This window comes from Hoeflea sp. 108, assembly GCF_000372965.1.
Classification (GTDB): domain Bacteria; phylum Pseudomonadota; class Alphaproteobacteria; order Rhizobiales; family Rhizobiaceae; genus Aminobacter.
Window position 1 is genome coordinate 1,058,850 of sequence record NZ_KB890024.1, and the last position, 23,252, is coordinate 1,082,101.

At 64.3% G+C, this 23,252-nt stretch carries 26 protein-coding genes; 18 read left to right on the forward strand and 8 right to left on the reverse strand.

The genetic code is table 11. The annotated features are described in order from the left end of the window. The first annotated feature begins 129 nt into the window (after positions 1-129). On the forward strand, positions 130-267 hold the full coding sequence (locus B015_RS32985; protein WP_018426611.1) for a hypothetical protein: 138 nt from the start codon (positions 130-132) through the stop codon (positions 265-267). On the opposite strand, the gene B015_RS0105220 is transcribed toward B015_RS32985, so the two are convergent. Next, entirely contained in the window at positions 251-1,006 is a 756-nt protein-coding gene (locus B015_RS0105220) for a metallophosphoesterase family protein (RefSeq protein WP_018426612.1), read from the reverse strand. The two genes, B015_RS32985 and B015_RS0105220, sit on opposite strands and share 17 nt — an antisense overlap. Continuing rightward, on the reverse strand, positions 1,003-1,794 hold the full coding sequence (locus B015_RS0105225; RefSeq protein WP_026226919.1) for an FCD domain-containing protein: 792 nt from the start codon (positions 1,792-1,794) through the stop codon (positions 1,003-1,005). The genes B015_RS0105220 and B015_RS0105225 overlap by 4 nt, the downstream gene beginning before the upstream one ends. A gap of 198 nt (positions 1,795-1,992) precedes the next feature. Between B015_RS0105225 and B015_RS0105230 the strand changes: the two genes are divergently transcribed. The 7 genes from B015_RS0105230 (at position 1,993) to B015_RS30465 (ending at position 9,634) form a co-directional block, all read left to right on the forward strand. After that, a complete protein-coding gene (locus tag B015_RS0105230; protein ID WP_026226920.1) occupies positions 1,993-3,315 on the forward strand; it encodes a DUF3422 family protein in 1,323 nt (440 codons plus the stop codon). 330 nt (positions 3,316-3,645) lie between these two features. After that, positions 3,646-5,142, forward strand: a complete 1,497-nt coding sequence (locus B015_RS0105235) for an FAD-linked oxidase C-terminal domain-containing protein (protein WP_018426615.1) — start codon at positions 3,646-3,648, stop codon at positions 5,140-5,142. Then, positions 5,142-5,726 carry a hypothetical protein gene (locus B015_RS0105240; RefSeq protein ID WP_018426616.1) on the forward strand — a complete coding sequence of 195 codons (585 nt, stop codon included), beginning with the start codon at positions 5,142-5,144 and terminating at the stop codon, positions 5,724-5,726. The genes B015_RS0105235 and B015_RS0105240 overlap by 1 nt, the downstream gene beginning before the upstream one ends. Beyond that, positions 5,723-6,976, forward strand: a complete 1,254-nt coding sequence (glcE, locus tag B015_RS0105245; protein ID WP_026226921.1) for a glycolate oxidase subunit GlcE — start codon at positions 5,723-5,725, stop codon at positions 6,974-6,976. Before B015_RS0105240 ends, glcE begins: the two co-directional genes overlap by 4 nt. Further along, positions 6,973-7,350, forward strand: coding sequence for a DUF4870 domain-containing protein (locus tag B015_RS0105250; RefSeq protein WP_018426618.1), 378 nt, complete (start codon positions 6,973-6,975; stop codon positions 7,348-7,350). Before glcE ends, B015_RS0105250 begins: the two co-directional genes overlap by 4 nt. Positions 7,351-7,376: 26 nt before the next feature. Beyond that, positions 7,377-8,687, forward strand: a complete 1,311-nt coding sequence (glcF, locus tag B015_RS0105255) for a glycolate oxidase subunit GlcF (protein WP_018426619.1) — start codon at positions 7,377-7,379, stop codon at positions 8,685-8,687. A 143-nt stretch (positions 8,688-8,830) separates the two neighbouring features. Beyond that, positions 8,831-9,634, forward strand: a complete 804-nt coding sequence (locus tag B015_RS30465) for a L,D-transpeptidase (protein WP_018426620.1) — start codon at positions 8,831-8,833, stop codon at positions 9,632-9,634. Between the two features lie 67 nt (positions 9,635-9,701). Here B015_RS30465 and B015_RS0105265 read toward each other — a convergent pair whose 3' ends face one another. After that, positions 9,702-10,625 (reverse strand): bifunctional 5,10-methylenetetrahydrofolate dehydrogenase/5,10-methenyltetrahydrofolate cyclohydrolase, encoded by a 924-nt coding sequence (locus tag B015_RS0105265; RefSeq protein WP_018426621.1) that lies wholly within the window; start codon positions 10,623-10,625, stop codon positions 9,702-9,704. A gap of 268 nt (positions 10,626-10,893) precedes the next feature. Then, positions 10,894-11,667, reverse strand: coding sequence for a L,D-transpeptidase (locus B015_RS0105270; RefSeq protein ID WP_018426622.1), 774 nt, complete (start codon positions 11,665-11,667; stop codon positions 10,894-10,896). A 265-nt stretch (positions 11,668-11,932) separates the two neighbouring features. Here B015_RS0105270 and B015_RS0105275 point away from each other — a divergent pair, with 265 nt between their 5' ends. Beyond that, positions 11,933-12,571, forward strand: coding sequence for a DNA-3-methyladenine glycosylase I (locus tag B015_RS0105275; protein WP_018426623.1), 639 nt, complete (start codon positions 11,933-11,935; stop codon positions 12,569-12,571). Positions 12,572-12,713: 142 nt separating this feature from the next. Here the strand turns inward: B015_RS0105275 and B015_RS0105280 are convergent, their stop codons facing one another. Continuing rightward, positions 12,714-13,097: a hypothetical protein gene (locus B015_RS0105280; RefSeq protein WP_018426624.1), complete on the reverse strand. Its 384-nt coding sequence runs from the start codon at positions 13,095-13,097 to the stop codon at positions 12,714-12,716. Between the two features lie 20 nt (positions 13,098-13,117). Then, positions 13,118-13,270 carry a hypothetical protein gene (locus B015_RS33515; RefSeq protein ID WP_198292844.1) on the reverse strand — a complete coding sequence of 51 codons (153 nt, stop codon included), beginning with the start codon at positions 13,268-13,270 and terminating at the stop codon, positions 13,118-13,120. 207 nt (positions 13,271-13,477) lie between these two features. Here B015_RS33515 and hisS point away from each other — a divergent pair, with 207 nt between their 5' ends. From hisS to hisG, 3 genes are all read left to right on the forward strand, one after another. After that, complete coding sequence (gene hisS, locus B015_RS0105295) at positions 13,478-14,995, forward strand: histidine--tRNA ligase (RefSeq protein WP_018426625.1); 1,518 nt, start codon at positions 13,478-13,480, stop codon at positions 14,993-14,995. Between the two features lie 168 nt (positions 14,996-15,163). Beyond that, entirely contained in the window at positions 15,164-16,282 is a 1,119-nt protein-coding gene (locus B015_RS0105300) for an ATP phosphoribosyltransferase regulatory subunit (protein WP_018426626.1), read from the forward strand. After that, the gene (gene hisG, locus B015_RS0105305; protein ID WP_018426627.1) at positions 16,282-16,986 is read left to right on the forward strand and encodes an ATP phosphoribosyltransferase; all 705 of its coding nucleotides are present in this window, start codon (positions 16,282-16,284) and stop codon (positions 16,984-16,986) included. Before B015_RS0105300 ends, hisG begins: the two co-directional genes overlap by 1 nt. Before the next feature lie 69 nt (positions 16,987-17,055). Here hisG and B015_RS0105310 read toward each other — a convergent pair whose 3' ends face one another. Further along, positions 17,056-17,304, reverse strand: a complete 249-nt coding sequence (locus tag B015_RS0105310) for a hypothetical protein (RefSeq protein WP_018426628.1) — start codon at positions 17,302-17,304, stop codon at positions 17,056-17,058. A gap of 178 nt (positions 17,305-17,482) precedes the next feature. Here B015_RS0105310 and B015_RS0105315 point away from each other — a divergent pair, with 178 nt between their 5' ends. The 4 genes from B015_RS0105315 to B015_RS0105330 all read left to right on the forward strand — a co-directional run bounded on the left by B015_RS0105315 (position 17,483) and on the right by B015_RS0105330 (position 20,466). Beyond that, entirely contained in the window at positions 17,483-18,769 is a 1,287-nt protein-coding gene (locus B015_RS0105315; protein WP_018426629.1) for an RsmB/NOP family class I SAM-dependent RNA methyltransferase, read from the forward strand. A 74-nt stretch (positions 18,770-18,843) separates the two neighbouring features. Further along, positions 18,844-19,302, forward strand: a complete 459-nt coding sequence (locus tag B015_RS0105320) for a TspO/MBR family protein (protein ID WP_018426630.1) — start codon at positions 18,844-18,846, stop codon at positions 19,300-19,302. Between the two features lie 76 nt (positions 19,303-19,378). After that, positions 19,379-19,831: a PaaI family thioesterase gene (locus B015_RS0105325; RefSeq protein WP_018426631.1), complete on the forward strand. Its 453-nt coding sequence runs from the start codon at positions 19,379-19,381 to the stop codon at positions 19,829-19,831. 2 nt (positions 19,832-19,833) lie between these two features. Then, the gene (locus B015_RS0105330; protein ID WP_018426632.1) at positions 19,834-20,466 is read left to right on the forward strand and encodes a 5'-methylthioadenosine/S-adenosylhomocysteine nucleosidase; all 633 of its coding nucleotides are present in this window, start codon (positions 19,834-19,836) and stop codon (positions 20,464-20,466) included. Here the strand turns inward: B015_RS0105330 and B015_RS0105335 are convergent. Next, on the reverse strand, positions 20,463-20,789 hold the full coding sequence (locus B015_RS0105335) for a hypothetical protein (RefSeq protein WP_018426633.1): 327 nt from the start codon (positions 20,787-20,789) through the stop codon (positions 20,463-20,465). The two genes, B015_RS0105330 and B015_RS0105335, sit on opposite strands and share 4 nt — an antisense overlap. A 60-nt stretch (positions 20,790-20,849) precedes the next feature. Between B015_RS0105335 and B015_RS0105340 the strand changes: the two genes are divergently transcribed. Both B015_RS0105340 and guaA read left to right on the forward strand, forming a co-directional pair. Next, positions 20,850-21,308 carry a MarR family winged helix-turn-helix transcriptional regulator gene (locus B015_RS0105340; protein WP_018426634.1) on the forward strand — a complete coding sequence of 153 codons (459 nt, stop codon included), beginning with the start codon at positions 20,850-20,852 and terminating at the stop codon, positions 21,306-21,308. A gap of 97 nt (positions 21,309-21,405) precedes the next feature. Beyond that, positions 21,406-22,968, forward strand: a complete 1,563-nt coding sequence (guaA, locus tag B015_RS0105345; RefSeq protein WP_018426635.1) for a glutamine-hydrolyzing GMP synthase — start codon at positions 21,406-21,408, stop codon at positions 22,966-22,968. Positions 22,969-23,252: the final 284 nt, after the last annotated feature.

The window sequence follows — 23,252 nt, forward strand, 5'->3', positions numbered from 1 at the left end:
CGACACAAGCCCGATACAGAACGTCCCTAGAAGCACGGCCGCGATGCCGCGCATTTGTGGTGTCGGTTAAAGTTTTCGGAAACTTATTCGTAACTCCGTTCGTGCAGAATGCAGGAAGCTCAACTTGAGATGACCCCCGTGAAAGCAGCACTCCTGTCCTTCGCCATGCTGTCGGCAATCGTGCTTGGCGGCTTCGGGATTTATGCGGCCGATGCCGCAGCCGACCATCGCGTTGTCGATGGCTACGGCGTCACTGCCGCCCGCTGACGGGCCCAGCCACCGAAATCAGCCGTTTGTCCGCACCGTCTATGACGAGTGCGCTCAGCGCTCCCGAATAATAGACTCCTGTGTCGACGTTGACGCGGTTGGCCATCACTTCGGGTTCTGCCTGCGGCGTATGTCCATGGATCACGACTTTCGGGTGCAACCCCGGATAGTTGAGGAATTCCTTGCGGATCCAGATGAGGTCCTGCGGATCCTGCCGTTCCAATGGCACTTCCGGCCTGACCCCGGCGTGGCAGAAGAAAAAATCCCCGAAGCTTGCCGAATAGGGGAGCCCGCGCAGGAAGCGCACATGGCTTTCCGGCACCGCGCGCACCAACTGGGCATGGCTCGCCTGCAGGCTGGTCACATTGTCCAACCCGAGGCTGACGCCATAAGACGACGCGGTCTCGACGCCGCCGAAGCGGGCAAACAGCCCCTCCGGGTCGGGATTGGCGAGAAAGTCGAGGAAGCCAACGTCGTGATTGCCGGTCAGCACGATGTTGCGGCTGTCGCGGGCGGTCGCCGCGATCAGGAGCTCTATCACGCCGCGGCTGTCCGGCCCCCTGTCTACGAGGTCGCCGAGGTGGATGATGCGCCAGTCGGCCGGTCTGTCGCGGATGATCTCCTGGGCGATCCGGGCATGCATCTCCGCCAGCAACTCCAGATGCCCGTGTGTGTCGCCGATCGCATAGATGCGCATGCCCTCGGGACCCCGGGCGTCAAGAAAATGCACGCCGGTCATGGTCTTTTCGCTTCCTCGCCGTCGAGCCGCTGCCTGAGGCGAAGCCGCGATACGCGCTGCCAGTCGCCGCTGCGCTCGGCCTCGGCCATCGCGCGCTCCAGATAGGTGATGTGGTCCATCGCCGCCTGACGCGCAGCAGTGGGATCGCCTGCAACGACCGCCCTGTGGATCGCCCGGTGTTGTTCGAGCAGCGCTTCTCGTGCTGCAGGCAGGGCAAACACCACGAGCCTGTTCTGGAACACGCCATCCGTCAGAAGCTTGTAGCAGGAACGCAGAGTGTGCAGCAAAATGATGTTGTGCGCGCACTCACCCACCGCATGGTGAAATTCGACGTCGATCTCGGCTTCTTCACGGAAGTCGGCGCGCTGGTGCGCCGCCTCCATGCGAACCATGATGCGGTCGAGCAGCGCCAGATCCTCCTTGGTCGCCCGCCGTGCCGCATACTCGGCCGCCAGACCCTCGATCTCGCGGCGATATTCGAGATAATCGGCTGCCGCCTTACGGTGGTTGACGATCAAATCCATCACCGGCTTGGAAAACACCTGGCCGATAACGTCGGCGACATGCGTGCCGCCGCCATGGCGCGTCACCATCAGCCCGCGCGCTTCCAGCGTCTTCAGCGCATCGCGCAGGATCGGCCGCGACACGTCGAACTGCCTCGCCAGTTCGCGCTCGCCGGGCAGCCTGTCGCCGGCGCGCAGCACGCCTTCCAGAATCAGGCTCTCCATCTGTTGCACCACCTCGTCGGCCGTGCGTGAATGCTCGATCCTGGAAAATATGTCGCTCAAGGGTGCTGTCCGGAACCTTTGTCCTTGGCCACAAGGATAGGTGGCCCGGCCCCGACTGGTCAAATTATTTATCCAGTCCGGCAGTACCCAGCCCGGTGGCTGGCGGCGCACAGTATCAGGCGCCGCTAAAGTTGACGTTTGCCTGTTGCGGCAAACTTACCTAGAGGCAGGAAGGTCATGGCGTCGAGGGATCCACAGGTGACAGCCGAGCCGTCCTCATTGGAGTTCCTGCCGCGTTCGACCGGCAGTGTCATGGGTTTTCCGGCCCATGAAGGTCGTCCCAGCGCGCTCGGGGAGGTTCATTCGCGACCGCATCCGCTGGTCGAAAGTCCGCGCGTCATGGTCCAGCTGTCCTTCATGACCGAGGGCGGATCGGCCGTCGACCAGGCCGTGCTTTCTGAATTGTCCCGCCGCCTCGGCATCGCCGCACCCGATCGCCAGGCCCGCCACCACGCCATGAAATGGGGGCAGGGCTCGCTACGCTGGGAACGCCACACCGAGTTTTCGACCTATCTCTGGGAAGGCCCGCTCGGCGCCACCGACCGCTCGCAGGAGGATTCGCCCTTCGGCAACGGTTTCAGCCCACCCGGCACGGTCATTTCGGGCATCCGGCTCGAAATCCGCAAATGGACGCCGGCCAACGAGAAGCTGATCGCGACCTTCGACCCCACCAGTCTGTGCTACTCGCTCGTGGAGGGTGGTGCCGCCGGCATCGTCACCGACTTCCGTCAGGATGGCGACGGCCTGACCCGCATTCTTGTCCTCGACCGCGGCCTGACGCCGGCGCGAACCGGTGCGCTGTCGCAGCGTCTGATCGACATCGAGACCTATCGCACGCTGGCCATGCTTGGCCTTCCGGTTGCGCTGTCGCTTTCCAGCCGCGTCCGTCGCATCGAGGACCGGCTGGCCCAAGCGACGCGTGAGATGAAGGCGGTCGAGACACGCGACAGCCAGGCGCTGCTTGCCGATCTCACCGAACTTGCCGCCGAACTCGAAGCGGATGCAGCCTCCAGCCTCTACCGATTCGGCGCCAGCAAGGCCTATGACGGCATCGTCCGCGAGCGCCTCGAAGCGCTCGACGAGGAGGTCGTGCCCGGCTACGACACCTGGGCCGGTTTCCTCAAGCGCCGCTCGGCACCGGCAATGCGCACCTGCCGTTCGGTCGAAGAGCGCCAGGCCAATTTGTCGCGCAAGCTGACCCGCGCCACCACGCTGTTGCGCACCTGGGTCGATGTCGAGGTCGAGAAGCAGAACCGCGACCTGCTGGCGTCGATGAACAATCGCGCCCGCCTGCAGTTGCGCCTGCAGCAGACGGTCGAAGGCCTGTCCGTCGCCGCCGTCTCTTATTACGTCGTCGGCCTGGTCGGCTACATCGCCAAGGGTGCCTCGGCGGTCGATCACGCATTCGCACCCGAGATCGTCACCGCCGCCGCCGTGCCGCTTGCCGTGCTGCTGGTCTGGTGGGGCGTCCGCCGTGTGCGCCGCGCCCACAGTGAGCCAAAGGCGCACGCTGGGGAGTGAGGTGCCCGGCTGCGATCCCTTCTCCCCTTGCGGGAGAAGGTGCGCCGAAGGGGCGGTGAGGGGTGTTGGCCAAAGCGCGACATCTTACGTCCAACCCAGTAGGCATCTCCTCTTCACAGCAGTGCTCCGTCCAACACCCCTCATCCGGCTCGGCGCTGCGCGCCGATCCACCTTCTCCCGCAAGAGGAGAAGGACCAGCGTCCGCCAGCGGCAGATTGACGCTGCGAACGCTGCGCGCCTTTGCGTCCCGGCTAACGACCTTCTTCCAGTTTGCATGCGCCGGCGCCAACTGGTAAAAGCTTTTTACCAGTTCTCGACGTTAGGTGACCGATGTCCGGCATTCTCATGCCCAAGCCCGATGCGGCGACGCTTGCCCGTCGCGCCGAGATCGTCGCCGATATGCGCATCATCGTGCCGGGTGAGGGGGTGGTCGACACGGTCAACGAGATGCGCGCCTTTGAAAGCGACGGCCTGACCGCCTATCGCCAGCTGCCGCTTGTCGTGGTCCTGCCCGAGACCGTCGCCCAGGTGTCGCGCCTGCTCAAATATTGCAACGAGCGCAACATCCGCGTTGTGCCGCGCGGTTCCGGCACATCGCTGTCGGGTGGCGCGTTGCCGCTGGAAGACGCCGTGCTCCTGGTGATGAGCCGCTTCAACCGCATTCTCGAGATCGACTATCCCAACCGTGCCGTCACCGCCCAGCCGGGCGTTACCAATCTCGGCATCACCACAGCTGTGGAACTCGACGGTTTTTACTACGCGCCCGATCCCTCGTCGCAGATTGCCTGCTCCATTGGCGGGAATGTCGCCGAAAATTCCGGCGGCGTGCACTGCCTGAAATACGGGCTCACCGCCAACAACGTGCTCGGCATCGAAATGGTGCTGATGAACGGCGAGGTCGTACGCTTGGGCGGCAAGCATCTCGATGCCGAGGGCTACGACCTGCTCGGCGTCATGACCGGCTCGGAAGGTTTGCTCGGCGTCGTCACCGAGGTTACCGTCCGCATCCTCAAGAAGCCGGAGACGGCGCGTGCGCTGCTGATCGGTTTTCCGACCAGCGAAGAGGGCGGCCAGTGTGTCGCCGACATCATCGGCGCCGGCATCATTCCCGGCGGCATGGAGATGATGGACCGCCCGGCGATCCACGCCGCAGAAGACTTCGTCCATGCCGGTTACCCCCTCGAATGCGAGGCGCTTTTGATCGTCGAGCTGGATGGACCCGCCGTCGAAGTCGATCACCTGATCGGCCTGGTCGAGGCGATTGCCAACCGCAACGGCGCCACCACCTGCCGTATCTCGCAGTCGGAACAGGAGCGGCTCACATTCTGGGCCGGGCGCAAGGCGGCGTTCCCCGCCGTTGGCCGCATTTCGCCCGACTATTATTGCATGGACGGCACCATCCCGCGCAAGGAGCTGCCGCGTGTACTCGCCGGCATGCGCGAGTTGTCGGAGCAATACGGCCTTGGCGTCGCCAATGTCTTCCATGCCGGCGACGGCAATCTGCACCCGCTGATCCTCTACGATGCCAACAAGCCGGGCGAACTCGAAAAGGCCGAGGCCTTCGGCGCCGATATCCTGCGCCTGTGCGTCAAGGTCGGCGGGGTGCTGACCGGCGAGCACGGCGTCGGTGTCGAGAAGCGCGACCTGATGCCGGAGATGTTCAATGACATCGACCTCGAGCAGCAGATGCGCGTCAAATGCGCCTTCGATCCCAATCACCTGCTCAACCCCGGAAAAGTGTTCCCGCAGCTGCGCCGTTGCGCCGAACTCGGGCGCATGCACGTCCACCGGGGGCAGGTGGCCTTCCCCGACATTCCGAGGTTCTGATGCTTTTGAAGCAGGCGATCCTCGAAGGCATCAAGCGCGGCGACATCACGCTCGCCTTTCGCCGCTGGCAGCGGCCGACGGTCAAGGCCGGCACCGGCTTGCGCACGGCGATCGGTGTAATCCGTATCGGTGTGGTCGAAGTGGCCGACGAAGGGACACTAACCGAGGCCGACGCCCACGCCGCTGGCTACGACAGCCTTGGCGCGCTGACCGCCGACCTGCGCGAAGGCAGCGGCCGGACCCTCTACCGCATTACCTTCGAGGGCATCGAGGCTGACAACAGGCTGGCGCTGCGCGAGGCGGCAGACCTCAGCGATGCCGACTGGCACGCGCTCGCCGCCCGCTTCGCCAAATGGGACAGCACCGCGCCGGGCTATTTCCCGTCGATCCTGCGCCTCATCGGCCAGAACCCCGAGGTGGCAGCGGCAACACTTGCCGATCGCCTCGGCGTGGAGAAGCCGAAATTCAAGCAGGACGTGCGCAAGCTCAAGGAACTCGGCCTGACCGAGAGCCTCGACATAGGCTACCGCCTGTCGCGCCGCGGCTCTGCTGCCCTCGAAAAACTCCGGGAGCACCGGCTGTGACCACTTTCACCCCCACCATGTCGGAAGATGTCCTCGCTGCTGTCCAATGGGCCGTCGCCGAAGATTCGCCGCTCGAAATCATTGGTCATGGCTCCAAGCGCGCCATTGGCAGGCCGCAGCAGGCCGAGCACACGCTTGACCTGTCGAAGCTGTCAGGCGTCACGCTTTACGAACCCGCGGAACTGGTGTTGTCGGCGAAGGCGGGCACGCCGCTGGCCGAGATCGAGAGGCTGCTTGCCGAAAACGGTCAGCAGCTTGCCTTCGAGCCCATCGACTACGGTCCGCTGCTTGGCGAGATGCCGGGGCAGGGAACCATCGGCGGTGTGCTCGCCGCCAACCTCGCGGGACCGCGCCGGCTCAAGGCCGGGGCCGCACGCGACCACATCCTCGGCATCCACGCCGTCTCCGGGCGCGGCGAGGCCTTCAAGTCGGGCGGCCGCGTGGTCAAAAACGTCACCGGCTATGATCTGTCCAAGGTCATAGCCGGCTCCTGGGGCACGCTGGCGGTCGCGACCGACGTCACCTTCAAGGTGCTGCCGGCGGCCGAGACCGAGACCACGCTCATCATCCGCGGCCTTCTCGACGACAACGCCACCGCCGCCATGTCGATCGCCATGGGTTCCAGCGCCGAGGTGTCTTCGGCGGCACACCTGCCCGAGCGGATGGCCTCACGCGTGTTCGACGGCAAGCTCGGCAGCGACCCTGCAACGTTGCTGCGTGTCGAAGGGTTCGGCCCATCGGTCGCTTATCGCCTGGGACAGCTCAGGCAAATGCTCGGCAATGCCGGCCCACTGGAGGAGCTAACGGAGGGTGCGTCCCGCGCGCTCTGGCGCGATGTGCGCGATGTCTGCCCCTTTGCCGACGGCAGCGACAAGCCGGTCTGGCGTATCTCGATGCCGCCGGCCAATGCCAACCACATGGTGCTGGCGCTGCGCATGCAGGTGGCATGCGACGCCTTCTACGACTGGCAGGGTGGCCTCGTCTGGCTGCGCATGGAAGGCGAGCCGGAAGCAGATCTGTTGCGCGGTCTGATCAGGCAGTTCGGCGGCGGCCATGCGACGCTGGTCCGCGCCGCCCCGGCATGGCGCGCCGCGATCCCGGTGTTCGAACCGCAGCCCGCGGCACTGGCGGCACTTTCGGCCCGTCTCAAGGCGGAATTCGACCCCAAGTCCATCCTCAATCCCGGCCGGATGGTGCATTCGCTCGACTCTGCTACCTTGGCGCGTGTATCGGAGGAAGTCACATCATGAGCGACACGCAGCCGAATTTCACCCCGCGCCAGACCGACCGCTGGCTCGATCCGGGCCCGACCAATGCCCAGGTCATCTACATCCTCTACCTCGCCGGACTGGTCATCGGCGTCAGCGGCATCGTCGGTATCATCCTGGCCTACATGAACCGTGGCAAGGCCGGCGGCTTCGTCGAGACCCACTACACCTGGCTGATCCGAACCTTCTGGATCGGCCTGCTCTATGCGCTGATCTCGTTCATGCTGATCTTCGTCTTTATCGGCTTCATCCTGATGTTTGCGGTCGCCGTCTGGTTCATCGTCCGCTGTATCATGGGTCTGCAGGCCGTGGGGCGCGGCGAGGCCATCAAGAACCCCGAAAGCTGGCTGATCTAGCCGCCTGACAAGAGTGCCATAACGCCGTGCAGACCAATTTCACCACAGCCCAGCTTGCCGATCCGCACGTTGCGGAATCGGAAAAGATCCTGCGCAAATGCGTGCATTGCGGGTTCTGCACGGCGACATGCCCGACCTATGTGACCCTTGGCAACGAGCTCGATTCGCCGCGTGGCCGCATTTACCTGATCAAGGACATGCTGGAGAACGGGCGACCGGCGGACAAGGAGATCGTCACCCATATCGACCGCTGCTTGTCCTGCCTCGCCTGCATGACCACATGCCCTTCGGGCGTGAACTATATGCATCTGGTCGACCACGCCCGCGCCCATATCGAAAAGACTTACAAGCGCCCGCTGGCCAACAGGCTGACGCGCGGCGTGCTGGCGATGGTGCTGCCTTATCCCGCACGCTTCCGCGCTGCGCTCAAGCTGGCCAGGCTTGGCCGGCCTTTTGCCGATGTATTCGACAGGGTTGCGGCACTGAAGCCGTTTGCGGCGATGTTGAGGCTGGCGCCAAGATCGGTGCCGGCCGCGTCGCTCGTGGCATCGCCCGGCACGCATGCCGCATCCGGGGCCAGGCGCGGCCGTGTCGCCATCCTCACCGGCTGCGCCCAGCCGGTGCTCGAACCCGGCATCAACGAGGCGACCGTGTCGCTGCTTAACCGTCTCGGCATCGAGGTCGTTGTGCCCAAGGGCGAGGGCTGCTGCGGCGCGCTCGTTCATCACATGGGCCGAGAAGATGCAGCACTCGCGTCGGCGCGCCAGAATGTCGACGCCTGGACCCGCGAGATCGACGATGGTGGGCTCGACGCCATCGTCATCACCGCCTCGGGCTGCGGCACCACGATCAAGGACTATGGCTTCATGCTGCGGCTGGACCCGGCCTATGCGCAGAAGGCCGAGCGCGTCTCGGCACTGGCCAAGGACGTCACCGAATATCTGGCGACGCTGGACCTGCCCGAACCGGCCCGCAAGCCGGGTTTGACGGTCGCCTATCATTCTGCCTGCTCGATGCAGCACGGCCAGAAGATCATTCGCCAGCCCAAGGACCTGCTCGCCCGTGCCGGTTTCGTGGTCAAGGAGCCGCGCGAAGGCCATCTTTGCTGTGGCTCGGCCGGCACCTACAACATCATGCAGCCTGAGATTTCGGCAAAGCTGCGCGACCGCAAGGTCAAGAACATCGAGGCCACGGGCGCGGCACTCGTCGCCACCGGCAACATCGGCTGCATCACCCAGATAGCCTCGGCTGCGAAATTACCGGTGGTGCATACGGTCAAGCTGCTCGACTGGGCCTATGGCGGCGAAAAACCTGCCGGCGTGCCTGAGATCGGCTGAGCTGATGCATGCTGTAACCGATGCGCAACGACTACAAGCAGAGTTGACCACAGTGCGCGCCGCCCGGGATTGAACAGGACGGGTGGAACATGCGATGGCTTCGCGCGTTGCAGCAACATCGAAAAAGCGCATTGGAAGCCTCTATGTCGACACTCACCCGCCGCAGGTTGCTGGCGCTTGCCGCAACCGGGGCAGCCTCGGCGGCACTGTCCGCATGTTCGACAACGCAGGCTGAGCGCTCCGCTTACGCCGCGCCGGCTTACCCCGTTGCGCCGCCTCCGCCGTCCCTGCGCAACGACCCAGGTTTTGGCGAGCCGCAGATGATGTATGCGCCGGTCAACGACAACGGCTTCGACATTCCGGGCGTGCCGTTCAAGAAGATCGACCCGCGCTACTATCGCCAGGTGGTGAGCAATCCCACCGGCGAGGCGCCGGGCACGGTTGTCATCGATACCTCCCAGCACTTCCTCTATGTGGTTGCCGACAATGGCGAGGCCATCCGCTACGGCGTCGGCCTCGGTCGCGCAGGTTTCGAATGGGCGGGCCGCGGCGTCATCGAGTGGAAGCAGGAATGGCCGCGCTGGTTCCCGCCGAACGAGATGATCGACCGCCAGCCCGAGCTGGAGAAATTTCGGGCCCGCCAGATCCCCGGCAAGAACGAGTGGGAAGGCGGCATGCAGCCGGGCGTCCAGAACCCGCTCGGAGCGCGCGCGCTCTACATTTTCCAGGACGGCAAAGACACGCTGTATCGCCTGCACGGCTCGCCCGAATGGGCGTCCATCGGCAAGTCGGTGTCGTCAGGCTGTGTCCGGCTGATCAACCAGGACATCATTGATCTTTACAATCGTGTGGCAGACGGCACGCCCATCGTCGTCACAAATGGTCTCGCTCCGGCCGCGCAGCCGGAGGCGGTTTCGCAGATCAGCAGCGACGCCTACAGGCTTTAGATGAGAGTATGATCCCCAAAAGTGGGCGCCGGTTTTCGGAATAGACCATGCTCGAAAGCAATCGTGCCTACTCGGCGGCGAGCCTGGCCTCGCCGCTGGCAAATGTCTGCTTGTAGAGCGCCCGCTGGCGGTTGAGCGCCACCATGGTGTTGCGCAGCAGGATCGCCACCGTGACAGGACCGACGCCGCCGGGCACGGGCGTGATCCACGACGCCACTTCCTTGACCGAATCGGTGTCGACATCGCCGACGATGCGGGTCGAGCCATCTGGCAGCGTCTCGGCATTTATGCCGATGTCGATGACGGCCGCTCCCGGCTTCACCATGTCGGCCTTGATCAGCCGCGGCTTGCCGACGGCGACGAACAGCGCGTCGGCACGGCGTGCATGCGCTGCCAGGGATCGCGTCATGTGGTGGCACACGGTGACCGTTGCCCCCTCGCTCATCAAAAGGAAGGCGATCGGCTTGCCGACGATCTCGGAATGGCCGACCACCACCACTTCGAGCCCCTTGAGGTCGAGACCGGTCGCTTTCAGCAGTTCAACAGATGCCGCCGCCGTGCAGGGTGCCAAGTCGAGCTGGTTGTAGACGATGTTGCCGATCGAGGCCGGGTGCATGCCTTCGACGTCCTTGAGCGGATGCACTGCCGCCTGGATCGCCTTGATCGGGATGTGTTGCGGCACCGGCCGCTGGATGATGATGCCGGTCACGCGCGGATCGGCGTTCATGCCGTGGATCGCGGCTTCGAGCTCGCCGGCGGTCAGTTCGGCCGGGAACCGCCGTTCCTCGAAGTCGATGCCAGCAAGCTGTGCCTTGGCGCGCTGGTTGCGCACATAGACATCGACGGCTTCGACGTCGCCGACGGTGATCGAAACGAGCTTGGGGCGGAAACCTTCTTCGGTCGCCTGCTGGGCGGCAGCGCGAACTTCGGCGATGATGCGGGCGGCGACTGGGCCGCCCTTGAGATAGCGGGTGTCATCGAGCGGCGGCATTTTTGTCCTTCCGGCGTCAACGGGGTCCGTTCCGGATACTTCGGCTTGCCGCCAAAGAAAAGGGCGGCTTGAGGTGAATTTCACCCATACTGAACAAATTTTCCTGATTGTGACGGTTTCGTGTCATCCACAAAGCGAAAAGGGCAGCGCCTGGCGCTGCCCTTCTGCTCAGAGGCCCGGCTTCTATGGCCGGGCTCCGCCCCCGTAACCGGTTAGTGCAATTCCGGAAAAGCCAAGCGGCTTCTGTCCGAAATTGCGTCAAGCTGCTCTATTTGACGACGACCTTGGTGCCGACCGGCACGCGTTCGTAGAGATCCATCACGTCCTCGTTGCGCATCCGGATGCAGCCCGAAGACACCGCCCCGCCAATCGTCCACGGCTGGTTGGTGCCGTGGATGCGGTAGAGCGTCGAGCCGAGATACAGTGCACGCGCGCCAAGCGGATTTTCAGGTCCGCCCTGCATCATCGCCGGCAGCACGCGGCCCTTGGCGCGCTCGCGGGCGATCATCTCCGCCGGCGGGCGCCAGTCCGGCCATTCGCGCTTGGAAGACACCTTGTGCGTCCCCGACCATTCGAAGCCGGGCTTGCCGGTGCCCACGCCGTAGCGTCGCGCCTGGCCGCCGGCTTCGACGAGATAGAGGAAGTTTTCGGTCGTATCGATGATGATTGTGCCCGGCTGCTCGGCGCCATCATAGGCGACCTGCTGCGGCAGGTAGATCGGGTTGATCTGCGGCTTCACCGAACGCTTCTCGGGTGCACGCAATGCGGCGGTCTGCACCTGGTCCGGCCTAGCCTTTTGGCGCTGTGCCTGCCGTTGCTGGCGTGGTGCCGCCTGCTGCACCTGCTGCTGCCTGGGCTCGCGCGCCTGGCGGCGCGGCATCACCTCGGCCGGGTTGCGCCCGAGTTGCAGCACCCACGGCGCCGAGAGATCGGGGCTCACCACCACGGGCGGCCGCTCGGCATAGCGATCATAGGCCAGCGCCGGCGCGGCCAACTCGACCAGAAAAGCGGCCGAGGCCAGCAAGACAAGAGGTTTCTTCATGGACGCACTCTCAACACGTTCGTCTCTGCCGGAAAGGACGGCGCCCACCGGGATTCGGGTCGACATTGAAGCCGTCGTCCCACCGAAACATGAATCGGGTTGCTTAAAATGCGAGATTGTCAGGAAAGCTTTTGGTGTGGTTACCGGTCGGTTCAGGAATCTGGTAAAGCACAGGTAAATCAACGCGTTCAGGCGGTTAACAAGCAATTCCGAGGAAAGCACCGGAGGCTTTCCGGAAATTGCGTCACAAGAAGCGGATCTGGTGATGGAAGAGAAAAAGACAGGCCTCATGCAGGGTGCTGATGGCGCGACACGCTGCTTCTGGCCGGGCACTTTGCCCGACTATTTGCATTATCATGACAACGAATGGGGGCGTCCGGTTGCCGACGACACCAGGCTGTTCGAGAAGATCTGCCTGGAAGGCTTCCAGTCGGGGCTGTCGTGGCTCACCATCCTGCGCAAGCGCGACAGCTTTCGCGAGGCCTTTTCCGGCTTCGATTTCGACAAGGTCGCCGAATATGGTGACAGCGACATCGTGCGGCTGCTGGGCAATGCCGGCATCGTTCGCCACCGCGGCAAGATCGTCTCGACCATCAACAACGCCCGCCGTGCGCGTGCGCTCGCCGACGAGGCCGGCTCGCTGGCGGCGTGGTTCTGGAAGTTCGAGCCCGGCGAAGATGAACGGCCCAAGATCGTCGACTACCCGACCCTGATCGCCAACCCGACGACACCAACGTCGACGCGCATCTCAAAGGAACTGAAGAAGCGTGGCTGGACCTTCGTCGGCCCGACAACGATCTACGCCTTCATGCAGGCCATGGGCATGGTCAATGACCACATCGAAGGGTGCATGTGCCGGGGCAAGATCGAAGCCGAGCGCAAGGCGTTCAAGCGGCCGGGGTAGCCGCTCCTCATCCACCTGCCAGCACCTTCTCCCGCTCGCTGGGAGAAGGGACGCCGCGGCGATGCCGGCGTCCAACTCCCCCCGTTCTTGCGGGAGAGGGTAAGAATGAGAAGCGGTGCGGCCCCGGAACCGCTCTGCCCACTCACCGCTCATACCTGCCCTTGTGACCACTTCCGGCGATATCCCAGACCAGGCTCCGCCCCGATACTGTCAGCACCAAGCCGCCGAAGCTGCGGTCGTCGGGCGTGTGTGTGGGGGAAGCAGCACTCCGGCCCGACGGGATCACCTCGACGGTCGAGCCGCGCCTGACCCAGCACCCCCTGCCGTACTGGTCGTTGGCGCCATAGGCGAGCATGAACTCGAAGCTGCCGTCTGGTCGGAGCAAGAGTTCGGATCCGACCTCCATGACGCCGTTGAGATAGTAGTGACCGGCAAGTCGCTTGTCGCCCGGTGCGCAGGCGAGTGCAGCGTTCACGCCGCAGATCCAAAGCGCCAACGTGGCGAACAGGATACGCAGTTTCGGCATGGCGGTGCCTTTCTGGGGGCTCAGGCGCCCTGTCCGGCGAGCATCAGCCCGGCGACGATGGCTCCAAGCACACCCATCGCCGGGTAGAGCACCAGCGCTACGGTCATGAGTGTAGCGCCGACCGGTGCGGATTGCGGCTGTCGAGCTTCTGTCTTGCCGTCTGTATCAGCCATGGCGGCCGTTTCCTTTCAGTGTCGGCGCGCCTTTTCTGCCTTGCAGGTATCGGTACGATGCCGGCCAGAAGCGCAAATGTTTCCACTTGTCTGCACCCTGCGCGTCGGCGTGGCGTCAAACTCTTGCCGCTCCCCCCCAATTCGGTTACGACACGGCGCGCTGCATCTGCGGCCAAAACATCTGGAAAAATTGCGGAATTCTCGATCATGGCCGACAAATCGGAAAAGATGAAAGCGCGACTGCCGCGCGGCTTCGTCGACCGCAGCGCGGACGACATCCGCGCCGTCGAGAAGATGATGGTCGCGATCCGCGCCGTCTACGAACTTTATGGCTTCGAGCCTGTCGAGCAGCCGCTGATCGAATATACCGATGCGCTCGGCAAGTTCCTGCCTGACCAGGACCGTCCCAACGAAGGTGTTTTTTCCTTTCAGGATGACGATGAACAGTGGTTGTCGCTGCGCTACGACCTGACCGCGCCGACGGCGCGCTTCGTCGCCGAAAACTACGAGAAACTGCCCAAGCCCTATCGCAGCTATCGCTCCGGCTGGGTGTTCCGCAACGAAAAGCCCGGCCCCGGCCGCTTCCGCCAGTTCATGCAGTTCGACGCCGACACCATCGGCACGCCCGGTGTCGCCGCTGATGCCGAGATGACCATGATGATGGCCGACGTGATGGAAGCGTTGGGCATCAAGCGTGGCGACTACGTCATCCGCGTCAACAACCGCAAGGTGCTCGACGGCGTGCTCGAGGCGATCGGTCTCGGCGGCGACGAGAACGTCAACCGCCGGCTGACGGTGTTGCGCGCCATCGACAAGCTCGACAAGTTCGGCCCCGAGGGTGTCAGGCTGCTGCTCGGCAAGGGCCGCTGGGACGGTGGTGCGGAAGGCGAGGGTGACTTCACCAAGGGCGCCGGGCTGGATGAAGCGGCGATCGACACCGTCATTGCCTTCACCGAGGCGGGTTCGGCTGACGCGGTGACGACCGCCGAGAACCTCCGCGCCGTGGTTGCCGGCAATGAGCGCGGCATGGAAGGCGTAGACGAACTGACCCAGATCGGCGCGCTGGCTGCGGCGGCGGGCTATGACGACGGTCGCGTCAAAGTCGACCCGTCGGTCGTGCGCGGTCTCGAATATTACACCGGCCCGGTCTTCGAGGCCGAGCTTCTGGCCGAGATTCCCAATGACGAGGGCCAGGTCGTACGCTTCGGTTCGGTCGGCGGCGGCGGCCGTTACGACGGCCTCGTCTCGCGTTTCCGTGGCGAGCCGGTGCCGGCAACCGGTTTTTCCATCGGCGTGTCGCGCCTGATGACGGCGCTGAAGAATCTCGGCAAGCTCGACACGTCGGATGTCGTCGGCCCCGTCGTCGTGCTCGTCATGGACAAGGACACCGAGAGCCTCGGCCGTTACCAGAAGATGGTCTCCGACCTCCGCCGCGCCGGTGTGCGCGCCGAAATGTATCTCGGCGGTGCTGGCATGAAGGCGCAGATCAAATATGCCGACCGCAGGGGATCGCCCGTCGTGGTCATCCAGGGCGGCGACGAGCGTGCCAATGGCGAGGTCCAGATCAAGGACCTGATCGAAGGTGCCCGCATGTCGGCTGAAATCACCGACAACGCCGAATGGCGCGCTGCGCGGCCCGCGCAGATCACCGTGCCCGAGGCCGATCTTGTCGTCGAGGTGAAGAAGATCCTGGCCGCGCAGGCGGCAGAGCGCAGCCGTGGCTAGCGAACGCATGCTGTCGTCTGCGTCGCCCCTCATCCCCCTGACGGGACCTTCTTTCCGCAGAGCGTGGAAAAGGGGATTGGCCGCAACGCTGGCGTCTCCCTCGCCCCGCTCACGGGGAGAGGGTAACGGCGAGGTGCAGTCCCTCGCTGACGTGGAGGTCTGTAAGCCATGAACGCGCGCTTCCCCGCGATTGCGCCTGACATTCTGAAGCTCTTCGCTGCGCGCGGGGCCGATGCGGTCGATGTGCCGGTGCTGCAGCCGGCCGACCCGTTCCTCGATATGGCCGGCGAGGACCTGCGTCGCCGCATCTTCCTTACCGAAAGCGAAACGGGTGCAGCACTTTGCCTGCGGCCCGAATTCACCATTCCGGTCTGCCTCGACCATATCCGCACCCGCTCGGGCACGCCGCGCCGCTATTCCTATCTCGGCGAGGTCTTCCGCCAGCGCCGCGAGGGTGGCAACGAGTTCTTCCAGGCTGGCGTCGAGGATCTCGGTGACAAGGACATTGCCGCTGCCGACGCGCGCTCGGTGGCCGATGCTCATGCGTTGCTCAGCCTTTGCCTGCCAGGGCGCGATCTTGCTGTCACCCTCGGCGACCAGGCGATCTTCGAGGCGGTGCTGGCAGCCCTTGGCCTGCCGCGCGGCTGGCGCATGCGTCTTGCCCGTGCCTTTGGCTCTACCGAACAGCTGGCAGCGGCCCTCGACGATCTCGCAGCGCCGACCCGCAGTTCGGCACTCGCCGAGCCCGTGGCGTCACTGGTCGCCGACGGCGACCTCGATGTGCTGGCGGCGCATATTTCGGAAGGCATGGAAAAGGCAGGGCTTTCGCCGTCTGCCGGCCGCACGCCCAACGACATCGCCCGCCGCCTGATCGAAAAGGCCGAGCTGCGCAGCGTGCGGCTGTCGAGCGACGCCTTCGAGGCGTTGAAGCGCTTCCTGGCGATCCAGGTGGCGTTGGACGAAGCGCCCGCGGCCCTCAAGGAATTCGCCGCCGCAGCAGGGCTGTCGCTCGGAACCGCGCTCGACAATTTCACCGCACGCGCAACGGCCGTTGCAGGCCACGGCCTTGCCGCTGGCACCGTGCGTTACGATGCCGCCTTTGGCCGTCCACTCGACTATTACACCGGCCTCGTCTTCGAGATTTCGGGACCCGAGGCTGACCGTCCACTGGCCGGCGGCGGTCGCTACGACCGTCTGCTGACGCTGCTCGGCGCCGGCAAGCCCATCCCCGGCGTCGGCTTCTCCGTTTGGCTCGACCGGATCGAAGCCCTGAGGGAGGCCGCCTGATGCCGATCACGCTCGCACTGCCCTCCAAGGGCCGTCTCAAGGAGCAGGCGCTCGAGGTGCTGGCCAAGGCCGGCCTGGCCGTCAACCTGCCCGACGATGATCGCCGCTACCGCGCCACCATCGAAGGCCGGCCGGACATCGAGATCGCGTTCCTGTCGGCGTCCGAGATTTCGGGCGAGATCGGACAGGGCCATGTCGATCTCGGCGTCACGGGCGAAGACCTGATCCGCGAGAACCTGGCTGACTGGGAGAGCAGGGCGGAGATCGTCGCCCGGCTTGGCTTCGGTCATGCCGATGTGGTCGTTGCCGTTCCGCAGATCTGGCTCGACATCGACACCATGGCCGACCTCGACGATGTCGCCGCCGATTTCCGCCAGCGCCATGGCCGCCGCCTTCGCATCGCCACCAAATACTGGCGGCTGACGCAGCAGTTCTTCTCCCAGAAGCACGGCATTCAGGTTTATCGCATCGTGGAAAGCCTGGGCGCCACCGAAGGCGCACCCGCCGCCGGTTCCGCCGATGTGATTGTCGACATCACCTCGACCGGCTCGACCCTGCGCGCCAATCATCTCAAGGTGTTGTCGGACGGCGTCATCCTGCGTTCGCAGGCCTGCCTGGTGCAGTCGCGCAAAAAACGCAGCGCCGAGGACGAGGCCTTGCTCGCCGGCTTCAACGCAGCGATTTCGGCGGCCGTCCAACCGTAGCCGGCACGAACGCCGAGACAGTGTCAGGCGCGGAGCGATCCGCGCCTGTGTCGTTTCAGGGGTAGGGATCTACCAGCGGCAGACGCGCACCGGCTGGTACCAGACGCGACCGTGGCGAACGTGCCTGACGTTCCGGATGTGGCAGCCACGATAGCCATAGTGCCGGTAATGCGCACGATGGTAGCGCCAGCCCGGCATGTACTCGACATAGCGGACGTTGGTGACGGCCGGTGCGGTCGGGCTTGCCGCCTGGGCGGGTGCCCCGGCGGAGAATGCGGCCATGACAGCGACGAACGAAGCAAGAAGCAGGTTTCTCATCTTGGACCTCAATGGGGTTCAAAACCTTATAACGTTGCGTCGTCGGCCTCCCGTTCCCGGGTTACGAAATGTTTAGGTTCGGCACTTGCGCCGAATAATCTTAGCGGGCGCTTGTGCGCGCCACCGCACGGCGTTAGTCAGACGGTTCCTCGGGTAAGCCGAAATAGGGATCACCGATATGCGACTTGGCGGAAGGCTGGCTGCGGCCATCGAAGTACTCGACGACATCGAGCGGCGGCACAGGCCGGCTGCCGATGGACTCAAGGATTGGGGCCTGTCCCATCGCTTTGCCGGCGCGGGCGATCGCGCCGCGATCGGCAACATCGTCTACGATGCATTGCGCCGCAAACGCTCTGCCGGATGGCTGCTTGGCGACGAGACCTCGCGCGCGCTCGGCTTCGGCGCGCTCTTGCTCGAATGGAACCAGTCGGCCACAGCGCTCAACCAGGCCCTCGACGGCGACAAGTTTGCACCCGAGCCGCTCAGCGCTGCCGAACTCAAGGCGATCGCCGAACGCAAATTGACAGATGCGCCCGACGTCGTGCGCGCTGACAGCCCTGACTGGTGCGCGCCGCTGCTCGAACGCGCCTTCGGCGCTGACTGGGTGGAGGAGGGCGCTGCCCTTGCCGCCCGCCCGCCGCTGGACATCCGCGTCAACACGCTGAAGGCCGACCGCGACCGCGTCATCGCCGAGCTTGAAGGTACGCGCGCTGTGCCCACCGCACTTGCACCGCACGGCGTGCGTATTCCCCCCATCGACGGCAGCGGCCGCCACCCCAACGTCCAGGCCGAGCCCGCCTTCCAGAAGGGCTGGTTCGAGGTTCAGGACGAGGGCTCGCAGCTTGCGGCCGAACTTGCGGGTGCCGTGCCGGGCATGCAGGTGCTGGACTATTGCGCTGGCGCCGGCGGCAAGACGCTGGCGCTGTCGGCGGCCATGGAAAACCGCGGCCAGATTTTCGCCCATGATTCCGAAAAGGCGCGGCTGGCACCGATGTTCGACCGGCTGCGCCGCTCCGACAACCGCAACGTCCAGGTCGTGTCGAAGCCTTCGGAGCTCTCAGGGCTGACCGGGCACATGGATCTCGTGCTGATCGACGCCCCTTGCACCGGCAGTGGCACCTGGCGGCGCAGGCCTGATGCCAAGTGGCGGCTGACCCAGCGCCAGCTCGACGTGCGCAAGGCCGAGCAGTCGGCCATCCTCGACGCTGCCAGCGCCTATGTGAAGCCGGGCGGACTGATGGTCTACATCACCTGTTCAGTCTTCGACGAAGAGAATGCCGACCAGGTCGAGGCTTTCCTCGGCCGCGACAAGGCATTTGCTTCAGTCGATCATGTTGCGCTGTGGAACGGCCGGTTTCCTGGAAAGCAAGGCACCGTCCGTTTCGGCCAGCAGGGGCTGTCGCTCACGCCAGCCCGCAGCGGCACCGACGGCTTCTATTTCGCCGCCATGCGCAAGGCCGGCTGACCGACCACTGTCATGAACATGCAACCAGCCGCCTCCGGAGCCGTTTCGGCAAAGGGGGTGAAAGGCCTGGAGGTATGATGAACAGAACACTTGCTCTTGTCGGCTTCGTGGTGCTGGTGCTCGGCGGTGGCACGCTGATCGGCTATCTCAATCTGCCTGGTGCCTGGTATGCCGGCCTGCAAAAGCCGTTCTTCAATCCACCCGACTGGGTCTTCGGCCCGGTCTGGTCGGTGCTTTATATGCTCGTCGCCATCGCCGGCTGGCGCATCTTCTGCCGCGCGCCATACGGCACGACCATGCGCGTCTGGTGGGTGCAGCTGGTCCTCAATTTCCTGTGGTCGCCGACCTTCTTCGGGCTGCAGCTTCCCGGCCTTGGCCTCGTCGTCATCATAGCGCTCCTGGTAGCCATAATCGGCTTCGTCGCCCTCGCGCGGCGGATTGATCGCCTCGCTGCCTGGCTGTTCGTTCCCTATGCGCTGTGGGTGGCCTTTGCCACGCTGCTCAACTTCTCGATCTGGTGGCTCAATCGATAGCGTTGCTGCGCCGCAGCATTAGAGATTGCCTGGCTTTGCCGGCTTTGCGATAAGCGGGTTCGAGAGGATTTCGAGCATGGCAGCCAAGATTGTACCTGCGGCCGACTACGAGGATCGCGTCAGGTCGTCCTTTGCGCGGCAAAGCGCCATGGCCACCATCGGCGCAGAGCTGACGCTGGTCACACCAGGCATTGTCGAGATCGAAATGCCGTTTTCCGATCAGCTGACCCAGCAGCACGGCTTCCTTCATGCCGGCGTCATTTCCACGGCGCTCGATTCTGCCTGCGGTTATGCCGCCTTTTCGCTGATTGGCGACAATTCGAGCATCCTGACCATCGAGTTCAAGGTCAATCTGCTGGCGCCCGGCAAGGGTGAGCGCTTCCTCTTCCGCGGCTCGGTCACCAAGCCCGGCCGCACCATCATCGTCGCCGACGGCCAGGCCTATGCCATATCGGACGAAGCCAAGCTGATCGCCACCATGACCGGCACGATGATGATCATCTCCGGCCGCCAGGGCATCGAGGACTGATCATGCCTTCAACGCCGTTCGCCGGTCGCAACGTCCTGTTTATCATGGCAGCGGAAGCTGAATATGGCCCGCATCTGCAGAAGCTGTTCGTGCCGTTCATGACTGGCGTCGGCCCTGTCGAGGCTGGCGTCAAGGTCGGCGCCGAGCTCGCCCGGCTGGCCGCCGGCAATGCCTTGCCCGACATCGTTGTCTGCCTGGGCTCCGCCGGCAGCCGCAGGCTGGAACAGACCGAGGTCTATCAGGTGACTTCGGTCTGCTATCGCGACATGGATGCTTCGGCGCTCGGCTTTGAAAAAGGCACGACGCCCTTCCTCGACCTGCCGGCCACGCTGCCGCTTGCGCTTCGCATCCCCGGCGTCAGGCAGGCCAGCCTGTCCACCGGGGGCACCATCATCTCCGGCGCAGCCTACGATGCGATCGCCGAGGACATGGTCGACATGGAAACCTTCGCCGTTCTGCGCGCCTGCCAGCTCTTCGGCGTGCCGCTGATCGGCCTGCGCGGCATCTCGGACGGTGCCGCCGACATCAGCCATGTCGATGATTGGACCGAATATCTGCACATCGTCGACGAAAAGCTGGCCCATGCTGTGCACCTGCTCGGCCAGGCGTTCGACGCCGGCGAGTTCACGCTCTAGGCAGCATTGCGCGGCAGGCCCTTGGCGTTGCCGAACAGGATGCCTGCGAGCCTCACCTTGAGGTCGCGATCCTGGTTCACATAGCTGATTGATCCGGCCTCATGGTCGAGCGTCCAGCGACCGACGGCTCCATTGTTCCACTCGACCACATAGCCGCCCTCGACAAGCGCCCAGCTTCCTTTCCGCGTCTCGCCATCGTCGAGCAGCATGTGCGCCTGGTCGCCGGTGTCGAAATAGACATAGGCCTCCTTGCCGTTGCGGTCGAGCACATGGGTCGTGCCCGGGATCAGCACCTTCAGCGCGGCTTGGTTGAGAATTGCCATCGTTGTTTCCTTCGGATATCAGGTTGGTCAAGTGCCTTGACGATATGCGGGATTAAGAAGATGGTCAAGAAGCTTGACGAAAATGAAGCAAAGCAGCTGCCCGACCATGTCGGCTGGCGCCTGTGGCAGGCGAGCCGCGCCTGGCAGGGCGAGTTCGCCGAGGCGATGCGCGCGGCAGGCCACGACTGGTTCAGCGAAAGCCGCGCCGGCCTGCTCGGGCACATTGCCCGGCGTGGCACCAGGCAGGCGGCGCTCATCGAGCGCGCCGGCATCTCCAAGCAGGCGGTGCAGCAGCTGCTTGACGGGCTCGAGGCCGAGGGCGTTATCGAGCGCACTGCTGACCCCGAAGACAAGCGCGGCAAGCTCGTCCATTACACCGAAAAAGGCCTTGCAGCTCTCGCCGACGGCGACCGCATCAAGCTCGACATCGAGAGCAGCTATCGTCAACGCTTGGGCGAGGGGGCGTTCGAGGCGCTGATGGCGGCGCTGCGCAGCCTTGCGAAGCCGCAGGCCAGGTGACTGGCCGACCCTGATGGCGCCGCCATTGCAGTTCGCACTTGTCACCCATGCAATCGAGCCCATTGCGCGAAAGGGAATCTTTCTTTAAACGCCCGCCATGAAGAACTCCGAGCACCCCGAAACCGTCCTCATCATCGACTTCGGCAGCCAGGTGACGCAGCTCATTGCGCGTCGCGTGCGTGAGGCCGGGGTCTATTCCGAGATCGTGCCCTTCCAGTCGGCCGCAGAGGCCTTCAAGCGGATCAATCCCAAAGCGGTGATCCTCTCGGGCAGCCCGCACTCCACCGTCGACATTGGCAGCCCCCGGGCCCCTGATGCGGTCTTCTCCGCCGGCGTGCCGGTGCTCGGCATCTGCTATGGCGAGCAGACCATGTGTGCCCAGCTCGGTGGCAAGGTCGAGGCCGGCCACCACCGTGAGTTCGGCCGCGCCTTTCTCGAGATCCAGGACGACAGCCCGTTGTTCGACGGCGTCTGGGCCAAGGGTACGCGCCACCAGGTGTGGATGAGCCACGGCGACCGCGTCACCGAGATCCCCGCGGGCTTCCGCGTCATCGGCACCTCGAATGGCGCGCCCTTCGCTGCCATCGCCGACGAGGCCCGCAATTTCTACGCCGTGCAGTTCCATCCCGAGGTCGTGCACACGCCCGACGGAGCCAAGCTGCTGCGCAATTTCGTCCACAAGATCGCCGGCATCGAGAGCGACTGGACCATGCACGCCTATCGCGCGCATGCCGTCGAGGCGATCCGTAAGCAGGTCGGTGACAAGAAGGTCATCTGCGCCCTCTCAGGCGGCGTCGACTCGTCTGTTGCGGCACTCCTGATCCACGAGGCCGTCGGCGACCAGCTCACCTGCATCCTCGTTGACCACGGCCTGATGCGCAAGAACGAGGCGGCTGACGTCGTCGCCATGTTCCGCGAGCACTACAATCTGCCGCTGATCCTCGTCGACGCTTCCGACCGCTTCATCTCGGCGCTCGAAGGCGAGTCCGACCCGGAAAAGAAGCGCAAGACCATCGGCCGGCTGTTCATCGAGGTGTTCGAGGAAGAGGCCAAGAAGCTCGGCGGCGCCGATTTCCTCGCCCAGGGCACGCTCTATCCTGACGTCATCGAGAGCGTCTCCTTCACAGGCGGCCCCTCGGTCACCATCAAGTCGCACCACAATGTCGGCGGTCTTCCCGACCGCATGAACATGCAACTGGTCGAGCCGCTGCGCGAACTGTTCAAGGACGAGGTCCGTGTGCTCGGCAAGGAACTCGGCCTGCCCGACTCGTTCATCGGCCGTCATCCGTTCCCCGGACCGGGCCTCGCCATCCGCTGCCCCGGCGGCATCACTCGCGAAAAGCTCGAGATCCTGCGCGAGGCGGATGCGATCTATCTCGACGAAATCCGCAAGGCCGGCCTCTACGACGCCATCTGGCAGGCCTTTGCCGTGCTGCTGCCGGTCCAGACCGTTGGCGTCATGGGCGACGGCCGCACCTACGAGTTCGTCTGCGCACTCCGTGCCGTCACTTCCGTCGACGGCATGACCGCCGACTTCTATCACTACGACATGAACTTCCTCGGCCAGGCTGCCACCCGCATCATCAACGAGGTGCGTGGCATCAACCGCGTCGTCTACGACGTCACCTCGAAGCCGCCGGGCACGATCGAGTGGGAATAATTCGGGCCTACCCAATCGCCGCCGATTACCGCCGACAACCCTCCATAACACGCTGAAAATAAAGAAATTTCTTTCCGCCATCTTTCGCCGTCAATCGCCGGGCAAGCCTCGCGATCGACGGCGGAGCTGACGGTATGGGGCGTCTTGTGACATCGTAGAATTGCATATACCGTCATGGCTTAGAGAGCTTGTGACGGTATTTTTTTGACCTTATTCCATTGAGAATAAAAGGAAATTTGTCGTCAGGAATGGTCCATTTTGGCCTGACGGTATTTTTAGGGGCT

What these genes read in the sequence shown, in the direction of transcription:
- B015_RS32985 (WP_018426611.1), top strand. Translation starts at nt 130, where the DNA reads ATGACCCCCGTGAAAGCAGCACTCCTGTCCTTCGCCATGCTGTCGGCA.
- B015_RS0105220 (WP_018426612.1), bottom strand. Translation starts at nt 1,006, where the DNA reads ATGACCGGCGTGCATTTTCTTGACGCCCGGGGTCCCGAGGGCATGCGC.
- B015_RS0105235 (WP_018426615.1), top strand. Translation starts at nt 3,646, where the DNA reads ATGTCCGGCATTCTCATGCCCAAGCCCGATGCGGCGACGCTTGCCCGT.
- B015_RS0105240 (WP_018426616.1), top strand. Translation starts at nt 5,142, where the DNA reads ATGCTTTTGAAGCAGGCGATCCTCGAAGGCATCAAGCGCGGCGACATC.
- B015_RS0105250 (WP_018426618.1), top strand. Translation starts at nt 6,973, where the DNA reads ATGAGCGACACGCAGCCGAATTTCACCCCGCGCCAGACCGACCGCTGG.
- B015_RS30465 (WP_018426620.1), top strand. Translation starts at nt 8,831, where the DNA reads ATGTCGACACTCACCCGCCGCAGGTTGCTGGCGCTTGCCGCAACCGGG.
- B015_RS0105265 (WP_018426621.1), bottom strand. Translation starts at nt 10,625, where the DNA reads ATGCCGCCGCTCGATGACACCCGCTATCTCAAGGGCGGCCCAGTCGCC.
- B015_RS0105270 (WP_018426622.1), bottom strand. Translation starts at nt 11,667, where the DNA reads ATGAAGAAACCTCTTGTCTTGCTGGCCTCGGCCGCTTTTCTGGTCGAG.
- B015_RS0105275 (WP_018426623.1), top strand. Translation starts at nt 11,933, where the DNA reads ATGGAAGAGAAAAAGACAGGCCTCATGCAGGGTGCTGATGGCGCGACA.
- B015_RS0105280 (WP_018426624.1), bottom strand. Translation starts at nt 13,097, where the DNA reads ATGCCGAAACTGCGTATCCTGTTCGCCACGTTGGCGCTTTGGATCTGC.
- B015_RS33515 (WP_198292844.1), bottom strand. Translation starts at nt 13,270, where the DNA reads ATGGCTGATACAGACGGCAAGACAGAAGCTCGACAGCCGCAATCCGCA.
- hisS (WP_018426625.1), top strand. Translation starts at nt 13,478, where the DNA reads ATGGCCGACAAATCGGAAAAGATGAAAGCGCGACTGCCGCGCGGCTTC.
- B015_RS0105300 (WP_018426626.1), top strand. Translation starts at nt 15,164, where the DNA reads ATGAACGCGCGCTTCCCCGCGATTGCGCCTGACATTCTGAAGCTCTTC.
- hisG (WP_018426627.1), top strand. Translation starts at nt 16,282, where the DNA reads ATGCCGATCACGCTCGCACTGCCCTCCAAGGGCCGTCTCAAGGAGCAG.
- B015_RS0105310 (WP_018426628.1), bottom strand. Translation starts at nt 17,304, where the DNA reads ATGAGAAACCTGCTTCTTGCTTCGTTCGTCGCTGTCATGGCCGCATTC.
- B015_RS0105315 (WP_018426629.1), top strand. Translation starts at nt 17,483, where the DNA reads ATGCGACTTGGCGGAAGGCTGGCTGCGGCCATCGAAGTACTCGACGAC.
- B015_RS0105320 (WP_018426630.1), top strand. Translation starts at nt 18,844, where the DNA reads ATGATGAACAGAACACTTGCTCTTGTCGGCTTCGTGGTGCTGGTGCTC.
- B015_RS0105325 (WP_018426631.1), top strand. Translation starts at nt 19,379, where the DNA reads ATGGCAGCCAAGATTGTACCTGCGGCCGACTACGAGGATCGCGTCAGG.
- B015_RS0105330 (WP_018426632.1), top strand. Translation starts at nt 19,834, where the DNA reads ATGCCTTCAACGCCGTTCGCCGGTCGCAACGTCCTGTTTATCATGGCA.
- B015_RS0105335 (WP_018426633.1), bottom strand. Translation starts at nt 20,789, where the DNA reads ATGGCAATTCTCAACCAAGCCGCGCTGAAGGTGCTGATCCCGGGCACG.
- B015_RS0105340 (WP_018426634.1), top strand. Translation starts at nt 20,850, where the DNA reads ATGGTCAAGAAGCTTGACGAAAATGAAGCAAAGCAGCTGCCCGACCAT.
- guaA (WP_018426635.1), top strand. Translation starts at nt 21,406, where the DNA reads ATGAAGAACTCCGAGCACCCCGAAACCGTCCTCATCATCGACTTCGGC.